Source organism: Caenimonas terrae, assembly GCF_042655405.1.
Classification (GTDB): domain Bacteria; phylum Pseudomonadota; class Gammaproteobacteria; order Burkholderiales; family Burkholderiaceae_C; genus Ramlibacter; species Ramlibacter terrae_A.
This window is the reverse complement of record NZ_JBHSMF010000010.1, coordinates 493,373-507,388: the sequence shown is the minus strand read 5'-3', so window position 1 is coordinate 507,388 and position 14,016 is coordinate 493,373. Positions and strand designations below refer to the sequence as shown.

Here is a 14,016-nt window from a genome sequence, read left to right as displayed (position 1 = left end):
CCCTTACTTTGCCTGGAAGCCACCGTCCACGTTCAGCACATGACCGGTGACGAAGCTGGCTTCGTCGGAGAGCAGCCAGCAGATGGCGTTTGCTACTTCCTCAGGCCTGCCGAGACGATTCATCGGATGCATTGCTGCAATGCTGGACTCGTTGTAGTTGGGGTCGCCGCCATCAAGCTGCGCAGCGATGATGTCCGTCTTGATGGCGCCGGGCGCGACGCCGTTGACACGGATGCCTTGGGTCGCATGGTCGAGGGCGGACGACTTGGTGAGGCCCACGACTGCGTGCTTGGTGGAAGCATACGGCCCGGCCCAGGCAATTCCGTTCAAGCCGGCAATGGAGGCCAGGTTGACGATGGCGCCGTTACCCTGCTTCACCATCTGGGCGAGTTCGTGCTTCATGCTGAAGTACACGCCCATGATGTTGGTGTCGACCATGGCACGGTAGTTGTCGCTGCTCGACTGCACGAGCGTGCCCGTTTCATTGGAAATGCCGGCGTTGTTCACTGCCATGTCGAGACGGCCGAATTCAGAAACGATGCCATCAATCAGCGACTTGACGGCGGCTTCATCGGCGACGTCGTTCTGAACGAAGCGCACTTGCGCGCCGTCGCGAGCTGCCGCGACTACTTCGGCCACGGCTGCCTTTCCGGTTTCGGCTCTGCGGCCAGTCATGATGACGGTCACGCCACGCGCGGCCAGCTTGAGGGCGACGGCTTTGCCAATGCCGGTGGCGCCGCCGGTAATCAGTGCTACTTGGTTGGTCATTTCGGAACTCCTAGTTGGTGGAAGACGTCCGGACGGTGCGTCCGGCGCCACTGAAATGTAGGACTTTGCGCCAAGTCGCAATATGCAGAACACGCCACGTAACTCGCAGAGTATGCCAACCTGAACGAAATGTTCGGAAGCTCAACGATGAGCGGCAGGCAGCAGGACGCGCCCAGGCGTGAGCGGGCCGGAGTGGCTAGACTAAAAGCGCGCGCTACATGGAGGATGGGTCAAGCCAGTCTTCCTTCGCAGGCGACGTTCCCGTTCCCTGTTGGGACCACGCAGCTCTCCCGCGGGCTCATCCGCATGCACCAGTACTTCCGCGGGGAGTTGGTCAAGCGGTAGAGGAGCGAAGATGTGCTCGTCGGCCGGCCGTATGCCACCAGCAGATGGCTGCCATCGAATCCCTGCTTATGTTCATGGGTGCGAACTTCGACCCGCGCCTGCTGAAGGCGAAGCGCGCCTTTCCGAAGATTGGCCCTCTGGAATACGGTCAGATTCGCTCCGGCGCCTTGTCAGCGCTGAAACGGGCCGGCGACTGGCGGACCTACAACCAAGTCCTCGACGACAACCGCTGCAAAGCAGTCGTTCCTGCCGGCCGCTAGGAGCGGTCGCCAGAGGGCCGTGCTGCCCCAGTTGCCGCAGGGCGTAAGTCCTCTCCGGCCACAAGCAGTCATCGCCATACCCGTCCGCGGCCGCGGCAGTCAAGTCGCCGACCGCGCGATCCGCTCGACCAGCGCCTCAAGTTCGTCCAGTTCGAAGGGCTTCCTCAGCGGATGGGCGGTCGGGCCGAGGGACCGGGCGACGTCGCTCAAGTCACCCCCGGAGCAGACGATCACCGGCAACCCCGGGTTCTGACCAAGGGCCTCGCGCGCCACGTCGAGGCCCGAGCCGTCGGGCAGGTTGATGTCGGTCATCAGCAGGTCCACGTTCTGCTCGCGCAGCGCCGCGCGCGCGCCGGCGCCGTCAGCCACGCACACGACCAGGCGATCCGCAGTGGCGAGCAACTCGGCGAACGACTCGCGCACCAGCGCGTTGTCTTCGACGTAGAGGATGACGAAAGGCTTGGCGGTCATGCTATTTGGTTTCCGATGACCAGGGAAAGTTGATGTAGTTGTCGCGCGTTTCGAAACAGATATTGCCGTACATCTTCAGATAAGACGCGCGCCGCGACGGATCGGCATACACCGCGCCGGGGTTGGCCGTATCGCGTTCGTAGTCCGCGATGTTGCTGGTGGTGAGCGCCTTCGGCAGGATGTCCATTGCCTGTGGGATGGATTTTCCGTCCAGCCAATCGGCGGCCTGCTGGCCCATCGCATAACCGAAGATGGATGAAGCAAGGCTGATGCTCGCCTTGTAGGGGCTGCCGCCTTTCTTGATTTCGGCGACCGCTTCCTGCTCGCCGTCGATGCCGCCCAGAAACTGGTCCGCCCGCGCCTTGCCCGCTTCGCGCAATGCCGCCAGCGCTCCCAGCACCACCGTGTCCGCGCCGAGCACCACATCGATGTTCGGTTGCGCCAGCAGGATCGTCTTCATCGTGCGATATCCGCCCTCCTTGTCGACCGTGGCGGGCGAAATGTCCGCGACGATCGTCACGCCCGGCAGTGTCCGCAGGGTGTCGCGCATGGCGGTGAAACGCGGCGCCAGGAATTGCAGGCTGTCATGCGTCAGCAGCACCACCTTGGCCTTTGCGCCCAGCCGCGTGCGGATGTAGTTGGCCGCCGCTTCCGCCAGAACCTTGCCGGTCAGGTATTGCGGCGCGTTCAGCACCGTCGTCGCCGGCGGCGCCACGATGGCACCCACATAGGCGCCCGCGCCGAACACCTTCTTCAGAGCCGGCGCCAGCGACGGCGGATCGATCGGCGCCACCACGATCGCACCCGTCTGATCGGTCGCAATGCCGCCCACCTGTTTGATCATCAGCGCGGGATCGTTGTTCGCAAAGGCAACGCTGTAGCCGAGGCCCCGCGCGCGCGCTGCGGCTTCCAGCCCGCGTCCCACGCCCTGCATGAATTCGCGCCGGTTGTCCTGCACGAAGACCAGCTTCTTCTGCAACCCGGTTGGCGCCCTGCAGGAAGGCCGCGCCGCATCGTAGGCGGGCAACTTGACCGGCGTGGTCAGCCCCTCGCCGCCAGCGGCAAACGAAGCGCCGCAGAGAAACGCAAGCGAAGCGATCGCAGACAGCCGGAATTTCATCGCAGGTCCCATCACGCATTCGCCGTCGTCAGCACCAGCCGCGCAGCCGTCCCCGGCGCGCGGTTGATGTATTCCACAGTTGTCTGCAGCGACGACGCCATCGTATGAATGATCTTGCTGCCCAGCCCCGTGCCGGCATGCTTGGCGTTTGCCGCCATCCCCACGCCATCATCCTCGACCGTCAGTTCGGCCCTGCCGTCGCCCAATCGCTTCAGCCGCACCCGCACTTCGCCCGGCTTGTCGTCGGGATAGGCATATTTGAAGGCGTTGGTGACCAGTTCCTGGACGGCCACGCCCAGGCTGACGCTGGCGTCAGTGCGTAGCGAGATCGGCTCCAGATAGCATTTCAGGATGGCGGTATGGCCGTCCTTCTTCATCGCCGTTTCCAGATTGCCCAGCATGGCGCCCAGATAATCGTCCAGCGCCACGTTGGTCACATCGCCGGATGTGTAAAGGCTCTTGTGGATCAGCGAGATGGCATTGATCCGCGATTGCGTTTCGCGCAATGCATCCTTGGCCGCGGTATCGGTGACGGAGCGCAATTGCATCCCCACCAGCACCGCCACCAGCTGCAGGCTGTTGGCCACGCGGTGATTGACCTCGGTCAGCAGGACTTCCGCGCGTTCCCGCGCCATGGCCAGATCGGCCGTGCGGGTCTTCACGCGTTCTTCCAGGCTCAGATTGATGGCCCGCACTTCGTCGCGCGCCAGTTTCAGGTCCTGGCCGTTGCGGTAGACGGTAAAGGCCACCACGAACACCACCAGGATGATGACCACGGCGGCACCCGCCGAGATCCAGCGCAGCAGCGATGCATTGCGCTGCTGTTCTGCGCTGTCGAGCGCTGCGCTCTCGTCGGCGGTCAATACCGCGCCATAGAGAAAGACGTTGATTTCGTCCATCAGCGTCTTGCCGCGATTTTGCCGGAGCAATGCCAGGGCATCGGCATCGCGGCCGGCGCTTTTCAGCGCAATGGTGTTGTCCATCTCTGCGATCTTTTCGCCGACCGCCTCCGACAACCGGGGCAGCATGGCCCGGTTCGGGGCATCCGGGGCAATCATCCGGCCCAGATCATCCAGCTCCTGCCGCGCCCGCGTCTTGGCCGTGTCGTAAGGGGCCAGGTAGATCTGGTTGCCGGTCAGCAGAAATCCGCGCTGGCTCGACTCCGCGGTGCGCAAATGATCGCGCAGATCCACCGCGACGATGCGGATCGAGCGCTGCAATGCCGATTGCTCGAACAGGCTGTTGCCGCGTTCCACCAGCCAGATGGTGGCGCCCACGATCACGATCAGGGCGAGAAAGCCGATCGTCAGGCCCGCGCCAACGCCCAGCGCCAACCGGCTTCGTCCGAACATCAATCGACTTTCAAGGGGCTGGATGGGCAAGAAATGAGCGCGCTCCTTCGCTGTGCTCCGTACTGTCTGGCAATCTATCAATGATGATACTAGCCTGTGTGATGAACGCCGTAGGGGTCGACCCCTGCCGATCTCGCGGCGGCATCGCTGCATCGGCGACGCCGGCGCCGTTCGAAACGCTACCGCCAGTTCGGCATGGAGAGCGTTCCCTGCTCGTGGTACCCAGAAGTACGCCGATTCGGCTTGCTGCTGCGTTGTCGCTGGCGGTCCACAACGCCTAGACAGAGCGGGCATCCACGCGGTCTAGCCAACGCAGGACCGCCGGCACCACGATGCCCGGTTGTTCCAGAGTCGTCATATGGCCGGACACCTCGACGGTCACCAGTTCCGCGTCGGGCAGGAGGGCTGCCATTTCCTCGCTCAGTGCAAGAGGAGTCACCTGGTCTTCGCGCCCACACAGCACCAACGCGGGAACCCGCAGATCCTTCAGCATGGCGCGGCTGTCGACGCGGTCCATTGAGGCCTGCTGCTGTCTGGCAAAGCCCGCGCTTCCCACGGACGCCGCCATGTCGGCCAGCAGCGAGAGAAGCGCCTTGTCTTGCAGACGTGAGGGATGCACCACCCGGGACGCAAACCCCGCGGCAATCTGGCCTAGGGTCGCCGTGCCGCGGCCCATCGCCTGCACCATGCGCACGCGCGCCTGCCTTGCCTCTTCGGAGTCCGCACCCGCGCCTGTGTCCAGGAGCCCAAGACCGGCAATCCGCTCAGAGGCCTGGCGGCAGACTTCCAGGGCAACGTAGCCGCCCAATGAAAACCCCGCCACGGCAAACGACCCGGGCGGCAGGGCGGCGATTGCTTCGCGCGCCGAGTCCACCACGCTTGCATGCAGATGCGTCGGGGCAATGTGAACGCGGCGACCGGCACCCAGCACGGGCAGGAGCGGGCTCCACACGCGCTCGTCGTTCATGAGGCCGGGCAGGAGGAGGACAGGCGTGGGCTGGTTCATGGAGTTGTTATAACTGTGCAGTCGACTGCACAGTCAAGCCCCAGGAGAACGCGATGTGGATTGCCGAATTTGCGCGGCGTGGAGGTGTGAAGCCCACAACCGTGCGTCACTACGTCCGTGAGGGCCTGCTGACGCCCAAGGCCGGCCTGGCGGGTGGATCGAGGCCTTACCTCGAATTCACTGACACAGACCTGCGGCTACTGAACGCCATCCAGGCGGGGCAGTCCGTGGGGATGTCGCTGCGCGAGATCCAGACGCTCGTTGCCGAGCGGCGTTCGGGGAATGGCAAGGGAAAGATGCTTAGGGCGTTGGTCAGCCAGCGTGACAAGTTGAGGCGCCGCGGCATCGAGCTCCACACGATGCTGTCATTCCTGGATCAAAAGATCGCCTGGCTGGAGGCTGGGGCGAGTGGGCCAGCGCCCGCGCTGAGGCACGCGACGAGTTCCTGATGGCTGCTGCAGCTCAAGACCTGCGAAGAATGGCCCGCTGGCTCACACCGGCAACTGTATGCAGTGACCGGACGCGCCGCGGACGTTGCAGACGGCACACGAGACTTCTCCCCCGCCTCAATCCCCACCCCCCGCCGCGCTCTCCCGCAAATGCGCCACGAACGCCTGCGCCGCCACCGGCAGCGTGTCGTAGTCGCGCACGGCGATGAAGCTGCGCGGCTGGGCCCAGTCGTCGGCCAGCGGCACGAAGCGCAGGCCCAATGATTTTTCCTTGGCGGCCTTGAGGTACAGCGGCACCACGCCCACGCCCATGCCGCGCGCCACCAGGGTGCAGATGGTCTCGAACGAGCTGACGCGGGCGCGGACCGTGCGCGAGGTGCGCGCGGCGCGGGCAGCGTCGTCGAACACCTGGCTGATGCCGCTGTCGCGGCTCAACTCCACCAGGTCGTCGGCCAGCAGCTGCGCATAGGCCAGTTGCGCCGCCTCGGCCAGGGCGTGGCCCGCCGGCAGCACGGCGGCCAGTGCGTAGCGCCGATACGGGAAGACCTGCAGGCCCTCGTGGCTGGCGAACTCGGAGGCGATGCCCACGTCGGCCAGGCCGTCGCGCACGCCGCGGTAGATGGCCGGCGTGGTGCGCTCTTCCACGTCGATCTCGATCTGCGGCCGCTCGGTGCGAAACCGCATGATGTCGGCCGGCAGTTCGCCCGACAGCGACGTCACGCTGGCCAGCACCTTGATCAGGCCGCGCACCCCCTCCACATAGCCGGCCATTTCGCGTTGCATTCTGTCCATGCCTTGCAGCAGGTTGCGGGCATGGTGGGCCAGGGCCTGGCCGGCCGGCGTGGGGTGCACGCCCTTGACGCTGCGGTCCAGCAGGGGCACCTTGAGTTCCGCCTCCATCTCGGAGATGCGCTTGCTCACGGCCGAGGGCACGATGGCCTCGCGCGCCGCGGCGCGGGCGATGCTGCCTTCCTCCAGCGTGGCCAGGAACAGGCGGATGGACACGGGGTCGATGTCGCGCATGCCGTCCTCCTTCACATGCCCGAGGAATAGGGCGCGAATCCGCGCTGGTTCTCGTCGATCTGCAGGGTGCGGCCCAGCGGCGGGAAGGCGCGCTGGGCGCAGTCGGCCCGGTCGCAGACCTTGCAGCCGGCGCCGATCAGGGTGGCGGCGTCGGGGTCGGTCAGGTTCAGGCCCTTGGCATAGACCAGGCGATCGGCGTAGCGCACGTCGCAGCCCAGGGCCACGGCAAAGATGCGCCGGGGCGCGCCGTAGCCGCCCCGCCGGTGTTCCACCGTGCGCGCGATCCACAGATAGGTGCGGCCATCGGGCATGCGCGACAGCTGCGTCAGGATGGTGCCGGGCTGCGAGAAGGCTTCGTACACGTTCCACAGCGGGCAGGTGCCGCCGTGGCGCGAGAAGTGGAAGTCCGCCGTGGACTGGCGCTTGGAGACATTGCCCGCGCGGTCCACCCGCACGAAGAAGAAAGGCACGCCGCTGCCCGGAGCGTGGCGCATGGTGGACAGCCGGTGGCCGATGGTCTCGAAGCCGACGCCGAAGCGGTCGCTCAGCAGCTCGATGTCATAGCGCAAGGCCTCGGCCGTGTCCTGGAACAGGCGGTTGGGCAGCACCAGGGCGCCGGCGAAGTGATTGGCAAAGCCCAGGCGCGCCAGGCTGCGCGCCTGCGACGTGGTGAAGGACTCCGCGGTGGTGAAGGCGTCGATCTGGCTGCCCATCTCCAGGAAGGCCAGCTGCACGCCCAGCTGGAAGGCCTGCTGGCCCGGGTCCATGTCGCAGGCCAGCGACATGGTGGCGCTGGCCGCGTCGTAGCTGCGCAGCGCCTGGTCCGATGCGCGGGTGCTGGCGTCCAGGCGCACGCGGACGCCGTGGTGCCTGGCCAGCCTGTCCTGCAGCCGGACCAGCAGGTCGGCCGCATGCACCGGGCCGGGCGCCATGCCGTCGGTGACCGCCTCATAGAGCTGCTCGGCCTGCTCGTCCAGCACCGCCATGTGGTCGTGGCGGGTGTAGAAGAATTCGCGCACCTCTTCATAGGGCTGCAGGGGCGCGGCGGGACCGGCGCCCGGCCGGTCGCCGTCGGCGCCGGCGATGATGGACGACAGCCTGTCCTCGATGGCGCGCGACCGGCTGTGCAGGTGCAGCAGCACCCGCGCCACCGCGGGCAGCTGCGAGGCCACCACCTTGGCTTCGGCCAGGGGCACGGCCAGGCCCTCGGGGTCGCGGGTGAACACCGACTGCAGATCACTCAGCCGGCGGGCGTTCTCGTCGTCCGAAAACAGCTGCAGGTCGATGCCGTGGGCGGACTGCAGGCGCAGCAGCACGGGCACCGTCAGCGGGCGCTGGTCGTTCTCGATCTGATTGAGGTAGCTGGGCGAGATCTTGAGCGAGGCCGCCAATGCGGCCTGGGTCAGTCCCTGGCGCTCCCGCAGCGTCTTGAGGCGAATGCCCATGTAGGCCTTGGTCATCTTCGCAAACCTCGCAAATTTGCATGGATCAGAGTCGGTAGATTCGCATTTTAGCGTTGCGACCCGGCGAAAACTTTGCGAAGATTGCAATGTTATGACCGAGCCGAATCGAACCCCAAGCCCCGCCGCCAATCTGGACCAATGGACCAAGGCCGCCGCCAAATCGGCCCCCGGCGGCGACGTGGATGCGTTGAACTGGCACACGCCCGACGGCATCACGGTCAAGCCGCTGTACACCGCGGCCGACACGCAGGGCCTGCCGCACACCGATTCGCTGCCCGGCTTCGCGCCCTACCTGCGCGGACCGCAGGCCACCATGTATGCGGCGCGCCCGTGGACCATCCGCCAGTACGCGGGCTTTTCCACCGCCGAGGAATCGAACGCGTTCTACCGCAAGGGCCTGGCCGGCGGCGGCCAGGGCGTGTCGGTGGCCTTCGACCTGGCCACCCACCGCGGCTACGACAGCGACCATCCGCGCGTGACCGGCGACGTCGGCAAGGCCGGCGTGGCGATCGACTCGGTGGAGGACATGAAGATCCTGTTCGACGGCATTCCGCTGGACAAGGTGTCTGTTTCCATGACCATGAACGGCGCCGTGCTGCCGGTGCTGGCCGGCTATATCGTGGCGGCCGAGGAGCAGGGCGTCTCGCAGGACAAGCTGAGCGGAACCATCCAGAACGACATCCTCAAGGAGTTCATGGTCCGCAACACGTACATCTATCCGCCGCAACCCAGCATGCGGATCATCGGCGACATCATCGAGTACACGGCGAAGAACATGCCGAAGTTCAACTCGATCTCGATCTCGGGCTACCACATGCAGGAGGCCGGCGCCAACCAGGCGCTGGAGCTGGCGTTCACGCTGGCCGATGGCATGGAGTACGTGAAGACGGCGCAGGCCAAGGGCCTGGACGTGGACGACTTCGCCGGCCGGCTGTCGTTCTTCTGGGCGATCGGCATGAACTTCTACCTGGAAGTGGCCAAGATGCGGGCCGCCCGCGTGCTGTGGCACCGCATCATGAGCGGCTTCGGCGCCAAGAATGCCAAGAGCCTGATGCTGCGCACCCACTGCCAGACCTCCGGCTGGAGCCTGACCGAGCAGGACCCGTACAACAACATCGTGCGCACGACCATCGAGGCGATGGCCGCGGTGTTCGGCGGCACCCAGTCGCTGCACACCAACAGCTTCGACGAAGCCATCGCATTGCCCACCGAGTTCAGCTCGCGCATCGCCAGGAACACGCAGCTGATCATCCAGGAAGAAACGCACATCCCGAACGTGATCGACCCCTGGGCCGGCAGCTACATGATGGAGAAGCTGACCGCCGACATGGCCGATGCCGCCTGGAAGATCATCGAGGAAGTGCAGGCCATGGGCGGCATGGTCAAGGCCGTGGACAGCGGCTGGGCCAAGCTCAAGATCGAGGCGGCGGCGGCCGAGAAGCAGGCGCGCATCGATTCCGGCAAGGACGTGATCGTCGGCGTCAACAAGTACAAGCTGGACGAGCACGCCCCGCTGGAGATCCGCGACATCGACAATGTGATGGTGCGCGAGCAGCAGATCGCGCGGCTGAAGCAGGTCCGGGCCTCGCGCGACGGGGCCAGGGTGCAGAAGGCGCTGGACGCGCTGACGGCGGCGGCCGACAAGGGTGACGGCAACCTGCTGGCGCTGTCGATCGACGCCGTGCGGGCCCGCGCCACCGTCGGCGAGATTTCCGATGCGCTGGAAAAGGTCTTCGGGCGCCACCGCGCCGACACGCAAAAGGTGACCGGTGTGTATGCAGCTGCCTACGATTCAGCCGAGGGCTGGGACAAACTCAAGAGCGAGATCGCGGCCTTCGCGCAGGAGCAGGGCCGGCGCCCGCGCGTGATGATCAGCAAGCTGGGGCAGGACGGCCACGACCGCGGCGCCAAGGTGGTTGCCACGGCATTCGCCGACCTGGGCTTCGACGTCGACATCGGCCCGCTGTTCCAGACGCCCGAGGAATGCGCGCGCCAGGCGATCGAGAACGACGTGCATGCGGTGGGCGTCAGCACGCTGGCCGCCGGCCACAAGACGCTGGTGCCCGCGATCATCGAGGAGCTCAAGAAGCAGGGCGGCGGCGACATCATCGTCTTCGTCGGCGGCGTGGTGCCGCAGCAGGATTACGAATTCCTCTACAACGCCGGCGTCAAGGGCATCTACGGCCCGGGCACCCCGATTCCCGCGTCGGCCAAGGATGTGCTCGAGCAGATCCGCAAGGCGCTGGGCTGAAGATGAGGATTGGCCATGCCCTCCGTTCGGGCGCTCACCTCCGTTCGGGCGCTCACCTCCGTTCGGGCTGAGCCTGTCGAAGCCCTCGCACAAGAATTCGCGTGAAGCCTTTCTACGTGTACATGTTGCGGTGTTCGGACGGCTCCTACTACGCGGGCCAGACCGACGATCTGGAGGCGCGGATGCAGCAGCATGGCGCCGGGGAGATCGGCTATACGTCGACGCGCAAGCCCGTCGAGTTGGTGTGGCAGGGGGAGTTCGATAGCAGGGAGGGCGCGATTGCGTTCGAGCAGCAGATCAAGGGCTGGTCAAGGGCGAAGAAGGAAGCGTTGATGGCGGGCGATTGGGAACGGATCAAGGGACTGGCGAAGTCGAAATCCTCGCCAGCAAAATCCGTTCGCCCTGAGCTTGTCGAAGGGAAAAGGACCGTTCGCCCTGAGCCGGTCGAAGGGCTTGCGGGGCTTCGACAAGCTCAGCCCGAACGGAGTAACACCGTTCGCCCTGAGCCTGTCGAAGGGAAAAGGACCGTTCGCCCTGAGCCGGTCGAAGGGAAAAGGACCGTTCGCCCTGAGCCGGTCGAAGGGCTCGCGGGGCTTCGACAAGCTCAGCCCGAACGGAGTAACACCGTTCGCCCTGAGCCTGTCGAAGGGAAAAGGACCGTTCGCCCTGAGCCGGTCGAAGGGCTCACGGGGCTTCGACAAGCTCAGCCCGAACGGAGTAACACCGTTCGCCCTGAGCCTGTCGAAGGGAAAAGGACCGTTCGCCCTGAGCCTGTCGAAGGGCTTGCGGGGCTTCGACAAGCTCAGCCCGAACGGAGTGGGGCTCAGCCCGAACGGGAGTTGCTGGATCGCATCCTTGATCAATCGCAAGCCCAGCAGCAGCGCCGCGCCGTCGCCAAGGCGATCACGCTGCTGGAATCCACCCGCGCCGACCACCGCGCGCAGGCCGACCAGCTCCTCACCGACCTTCTGCCCCACACCGGCAACTCGTTCCGCCTGGGCATCAGCGGCGTGCCGGGGGTGGGCAAGAGCACCTTCATCGAGGCGCTCGGGCTGTTCCTGATCGCGCAGGGCCATCGGGTCGCGGTGCTCACCATCGATCCGTCCTCCACCGTGTCCGGCGGGTCCATCCTCGGCGACAAGACCCGCATGGAACGGCTGTCGGTCAATGAGCGCGCCTACATCCGGCCCAGCCCCTCGAGCGGCACGCTGGGCGGGGTGGCGGAGAAGACGCGCGAGGCGATGCTGGTGTGCGAGGCCGCCGGCTACGACATCGTGATCGTGGAAACGGTGGGCGTGGGCCAGAGCGAAACGGCCGTGTCCGGCATGACCGACATGTTCGTGCTGATGCAGCTGCCCAATGCCGGCGACGACCTGCAGGCGATCAAGAAGGGCGTGATGGAGCTGGCCGACCTGGTGGTGGTCAACAAGTCCGATCTCGACGCCGGCGCCGCCACCCGGGCCCAGGCCCAGATCACCAGCGCCATGCGGCTGTTCGGCCAGCACGGCGACCCGCACCATGCGCTGCACAACAAGGACGCGTGGCACCCCACGGTGATCCAGCTCAGCGCGCTGGGCGGCGACGGCGTGGAGCGCTTCTGGAAGGAGGTGACGCACTTCCGCCGCCTGCAGACCGCCAACGGCGCCTTCGCGGCCCGCCGCAAGCGCCAGGCGCTGGACTGGATGTGGGAACGGATCGAGGCCGGCCTGAAGCAGGATTTCCGGCAGCACCCGGCGGTGAAGAAGATGATGCCGGCGCTGATGCGCGACGTGGAAGAAGGAAGGGTGCCGGCGTCCGCCGCGGCCCGGCAGCTGCTGGCTGCGAATACACCAACCGTTCGGGCTGAGCCTGTCGAAGCCCATGCGAACATTGTCTCAAGCCCTTCGACCCTTCGACAAGCTCAGGACAGGCCGAGCTCAGGGCCAACGGAATAACTGGCGAACTATTCATGCAAGACATCCTCGCGCAACTGGAACAGAAACGCGCCGCGGCGCGCCTGGGGGGCGGCCAGAAGCGGATCGACGCCCAGCACAAGAAGGGCAAGCTGACGGCGCGCGAGCGGCTGGAACTGCTGCTGGACGAAGGCACCTTCGAGGAATGGGACATGTTCGTCGAGCACCGCTCGGTGGACTTCGGCATGGCCGACAACAAGATCCCCGGCGACGGCGTCGTCACCGGCTACGGAATGATCAACGGCCGGCTGGTGTTCGTCTTCAGCCAGGACTTCACCGTGTTCGGCGGCGCCCTGTCCGAAGCCCACGCGGAGAAGATCTGCAAGGTGATGGACCAGGCGATGAAGGTCGGCGCCCCGGTGATCGGCCTGAACGACTCGGGCGGCGCGCGGATCCAGGAGGGCGTGGCGTCGCTGGGCGGCTATGCCGACGTGTTCCAGCGCAACGTGATGGCCTCGGGCGTGGTGCCGCAGATCAGCATGGTGATGGGCCCCTGCGCCGGCGGCGCCGTGTATTCGCCGGCGATGACCGACTTCATCTTCATGGTCAAGGACTCGAGCTACATGTTCGTCACCGGCCCCGAGGTGGTGAAGACCGTCACCCACGAGGAGGTGACGGCGGAGGAGCTGGGCGGCGCCATCAGCCACACGACCAAGAGCGGCGTGGCGGACCTGGCGTTCGAGAACGACGTCGAGGCCATGATGATGCTGCGGCGCCTGTACAACTACCTGCCGCTGAACAACCGCGAGAAGGCGCCGGTGCGCCCCAGCAAGGATCCGGCCGACCGCATGGACAAGTCGCTGGACACCCTGGTGCCGGACAACGCCAACAAGCCCTACGACATGAAGGAGCTGATCGCCAAGACGGTGGACGACGGCGACTTCTTCGAGCTGCAGCCCGAGTACGCGCAGAACATCATCATCGGCTTCGGCCGCATGGAAGGCCAGACGGTGGGCATCGTCGCCAACCAGCCGCTGGTGCTGGCCGGCTGCCTGGACATCAGGAGCTCGATCAAGGCCGCGCGCTTCGTGCGCTTCTGCGACGCCTTCAACATCCCGGTGATCACCTTCGTCGACGTGCCCGGCTTCATGCCCGGCACCAGCCAGGAATACGGCGGCATCATCAAGCACGGCGCCAAGCTGCTGTACGCGTATGCGGAGTGCACCGTGCCCAAGATCACCGTCATCACGCGCAAGGCCTACGGCGGCGCCTACGACGTGATGAGTTCCAAGCACCTGCGCGGCGACGTCAACTTCGCCTGGCCGAATGCAGAGATCGCGGTGATGGGCGCCAAGGGGGCGGTGGAGATCATCTTCCGCGAGGACAAGGGCGACCCGGCCAAGCTGGCCGCCAAGGAGGCGGAATACAAGGCGCGCTTCGCCAACCCCTTCGTCGCCGGCGCCCGCGGCTTCATCGACGACGTCATCCTGCCGCACGAGACCCGCAAGCGCATCTGCCGCTCGCTGATCATGCTGCGCGACAAGAAGCTCGAGAACCCGTGGCGCAAGCACGGGAACATTCCTCTCTGAATTCGGACAGCCAACGCGGACAACCGG

12 protein-coding genes and 1 pseudogene are annotated in these 14,016 nt (G+C 65.9%); 6 read left to right on the top strand and 7 right to left on the bottom strand.

What is annotated here, in order from left to right:
* Nucleotides 1-3: 3 nt before the first annotated feature.
* On the bottom strand, nucleotides 4-768 hold the full coding sequence (locus ACFPOE_RS21570) for an SDR family NAD(P)-dependent oxidoreductase (RefSeq protein WP_376852387.1): 765 nt from the start codon (nucleotides 766-768) through the stop codon (nucleotides 4-6).
* Nucleotides 769-1,157: 389 nt separating this feature from the next.
* Between ACFPOE_RS21570 and ACFPOE_RS21565 the strand changes: the two genes are divergently transcribed.
* On the top strand, nucleotides 1,158-1,373 hold the full coding sequence (locus ACFPOE_RS21565) for a hypothetical protein (protein ID WP_376852386.1): 216 nt from the start codon (nucleotides 1,158-1,160) through the stop codon (nucleotides 1,371-1,373).
* A 99-nt stretch (nucleotides 1,374-1,472) separates the two neighbouring features.
* Here the strand turns inward: ACFPOE_RS21565 and ACFPOE_RS21560 are convergent, their stop codons facing one another.
* From ACFPOE_RS21560 to ACFPOE_RS21545, 4 genes are all read right to left on the bottom strand, one after another.
* Nucleotides 1,473-1,844, bottom strand: coding sequence for a response regulator (locus tag ACFPOE_RS21560; protein WP_376852385.1), 372 nt, complete (start codon nucleotides 1,842-1,844; stop codon nucleotides 1,473-1,475).
* A gap of 1 nt (nucleotide 1,845) precedes the next feature.
* The gene (locus ACFPOE_RS21555) at nucleotides 1,846-2,964 is read right to left on the bottom strand and encodes a sugar ABC transporter substrate-binding protein (protein ID WP_376852384.1); all 1,119 of its coding nucleotides are present in this window, start codon (nucleotides 2,962-2,964) and stop codon (nucleotides 1,846-1,848) included.
* Nucleotides 2,965-2,975: 11 nt separating this feature from the next.
* Nucleotides 2,976-4,346, bottom strand: a complete 1,371-nt coding sequence (locus tag ACFPOE_RS21550) for a sensor histidine kinase (protein WP_376852383.1) — start codon at nucleotides 4,344-4,346, stop codon at nucleotides 2,976-2,978.
* Between the two features lie 247 nt (nucleotides 4,347-4,593).
* The gene (locus tag ACFPOE_RS21545) at nucleotides 4,594-5,322 is read right to left on the bottom strand and encodes an alpha/beta fold hydrolase (protein WP_376852382.1); all 729 of its coding nucleotides are present in this window, start codon (nucleotides 5,320-5,322) and stop codon (nucleotides 4,594-4,596) included.
* A 53-nt stretch (nucleotides 5,323-5,375) separates the two neighbouring features.
* On the opposite strand from ACFPOE_RS21545, the gene ACFPOE_RS21540 reads away from it, so the two are divergent.
* Nucleotides 5,376-5,771 carry a helix-turn-helix domain-containing protein gene (locus ACFPOE_RS21540; protein WP_376852381.1) on the top strand — a complete coding sequence of 132 codons (396 nt, stop codon included), beginning with the start codon at nucleotides 5,376-5,378 and terminating at the stop codon, nucleotides 5,769-5,771.
* Between the two features lie 117 nt (nucleotides 5,772-5,888).
* On the opposite strand, the gene ACFPOE_RS21535 is transcribed toward ACFPOE_RS21540, so the two are convergent.
* A complete protein-coding gene (locus ACFPOE_RS21535; protein ID WP_376852380.1) occupies nucleotides 5,889-6,794 on the bottom strand; it encodes a LysR family transcriptional regulator in 906 nt (301 codons plus the stop codon).
* Between the two features lie 11 nt (nucleotides 6,795-6,805).
* Nucleotides 6,806-8,254, bottom strand: coding sequence for a short-chain fatty acyl-CoA regulator family protein (locus ACFPOE_RS21530; RefSeq protein ID WP_376852379.1), 1,449 nt, complete (start codon nucleotides 8,252-8,254; stop codon nucleotides 6,806-6,808).
* A 94-nt stretch (nucleotides 8,255-8,348) separates the two neighbouring features.
* On the opposite strand from ACFPOE_RS21530, the gene scpA reads away from it, so the two are divergent.
* The 4 genes and pseudogenes from scpA to ACFPOE_RS21510 all read left to right on the top strand — a co-directional run bounded on the left by scpA (nucleotide 8,349) and on the right by ACFPOE_RS21510 (nucleotide 13,989).
* Nucleotides 8,349-10,508 (top strand): methylmalonyl-CoA mutase, encoded by a 2,160-nt coding sequence (gene scpA, locus ACFPOE_RS21525; protein WP_376852378.1) that lies wholly within the window; start codon nucleotides 8,349-8,351, stop codon nucleotides 10,506-10,508.
* A gap of 122 nt (nucleotides 10,509-10,630) precedes the next feature.
* A pseudogene (locus ACFPOE_RS21520) lies at nucleotides 10,631-10,819 on the top strand (GIY-YIG nuclease family protein); the annotation flags it as partial.
* Nucleotides 10,820-11,350: 531 nt separating this feature from the next.
* Nucleotides 11,351-12,442, top strand: coding sequence for a methylmalonyl Co-A mutase-associated GTPase MeaB (meaB, locus tag ACFPOE_RS21515; protein WP_376852465.1), 1,092 nt, complete (start codon nucleotides 11,351-11,353; stop codon nucleotides 12,440-12,442).
* A 14-nt stretch (nucleotides 12,443-12,456) separates the two neighbouring features.
* Nucleotides 12,457-13,989 carry an acyl-CoA carboxylase subunit beta gene (locus tag ACFPOE_RS21510; RefSeq protein ID WP_376852377.1) on the top strand — a complete coding sequence of 511 codons (1,533 nt, stop codon included), beginning with the start codon at nucleotides 12,457-12,459 and terminating at the stop codon, nucleotides 13,987-13,989.
* The last annotated feature ends 27 nt before the right edge of the window (nucleotides 13,990-14,016 follow it).

Excerpts from the sequence above, each read along its gene's own strand:
- ACFPOE_RS21570 (WP_376852387.1), bottom strand. The coding sequence starts at position 768 with ATGACCAACCAAGTAGCACTGATTACCGGCGGCGCCACCGGCATTGGC.
- ACFPOE_RS21565 (WP_376852386.1), top strand. The coding sequence starts at position 1,158 with ATGGCTGCCATCGAATCCCTGCTTATGTTCATGGGTGCGAACTTCGAC.
- ACFPOE_RS21560 (WP_376852385.1), bottom strand. The coding sequence starts at position 1,844 with ATGACCGCCAAGCCTTTCGTCATCCTCTACGTCGAAGACAACGCGCTG.
- ACFPOE_RS21555 (WP_376852384.1), bottom strand. The coding sequence starts at position 2,964 with ATGAAATTCCGGCTGTCTGCGATCGCTTCGCTTGCGTTTCTCTGCGGC.
- ACFPOE_RS21545 (WP_376852382.1), bottom strand. The coding sequence starts at position 5,322 with ATGAACCAGCCCACGCCTGTCCTCCTCCTGCCCGGCCTCATGAACGAC.
- ACFPOE_RS21540 (WP_376852381.1), top strand. The coding sequence starts at position 5,376 with ATGTGGATTGCCGAATTTGCGCGGCGTGGAGGTGTGAAGCCCACAACC.
- ACFPOE_RS21535 (WP_376852380.1), bottom strand. The coding sequence starts at position 6,794 with ATGCGCGACATCGACCCCGTGTCCATCCGCCTGTTCCTGGCCACGCTG.
- ACFPOE_RS21530 (WP_376852379.1), bottom strand. The coding sequence starts at position 8,254 with ATGACCAAGGCCTACATGGGCATTCGCCTCAAGACGCTGCGGGAGCGC.
- scpA (WP_376852378.1), top strand. The coding sequence starts at position 8,349 with ATGACCGAGCCGAATCGAACCCCAAGCCCCGCCGCCAATCTGGACCAA.
- ACFPOE_RS21510 (WP_376852377.1), top strand. The coding sequence starts at position 12,457 with ATGCAAGACATCCTCGCGCAACTGGAACAGAAACGCGCCGCGGCGCGC.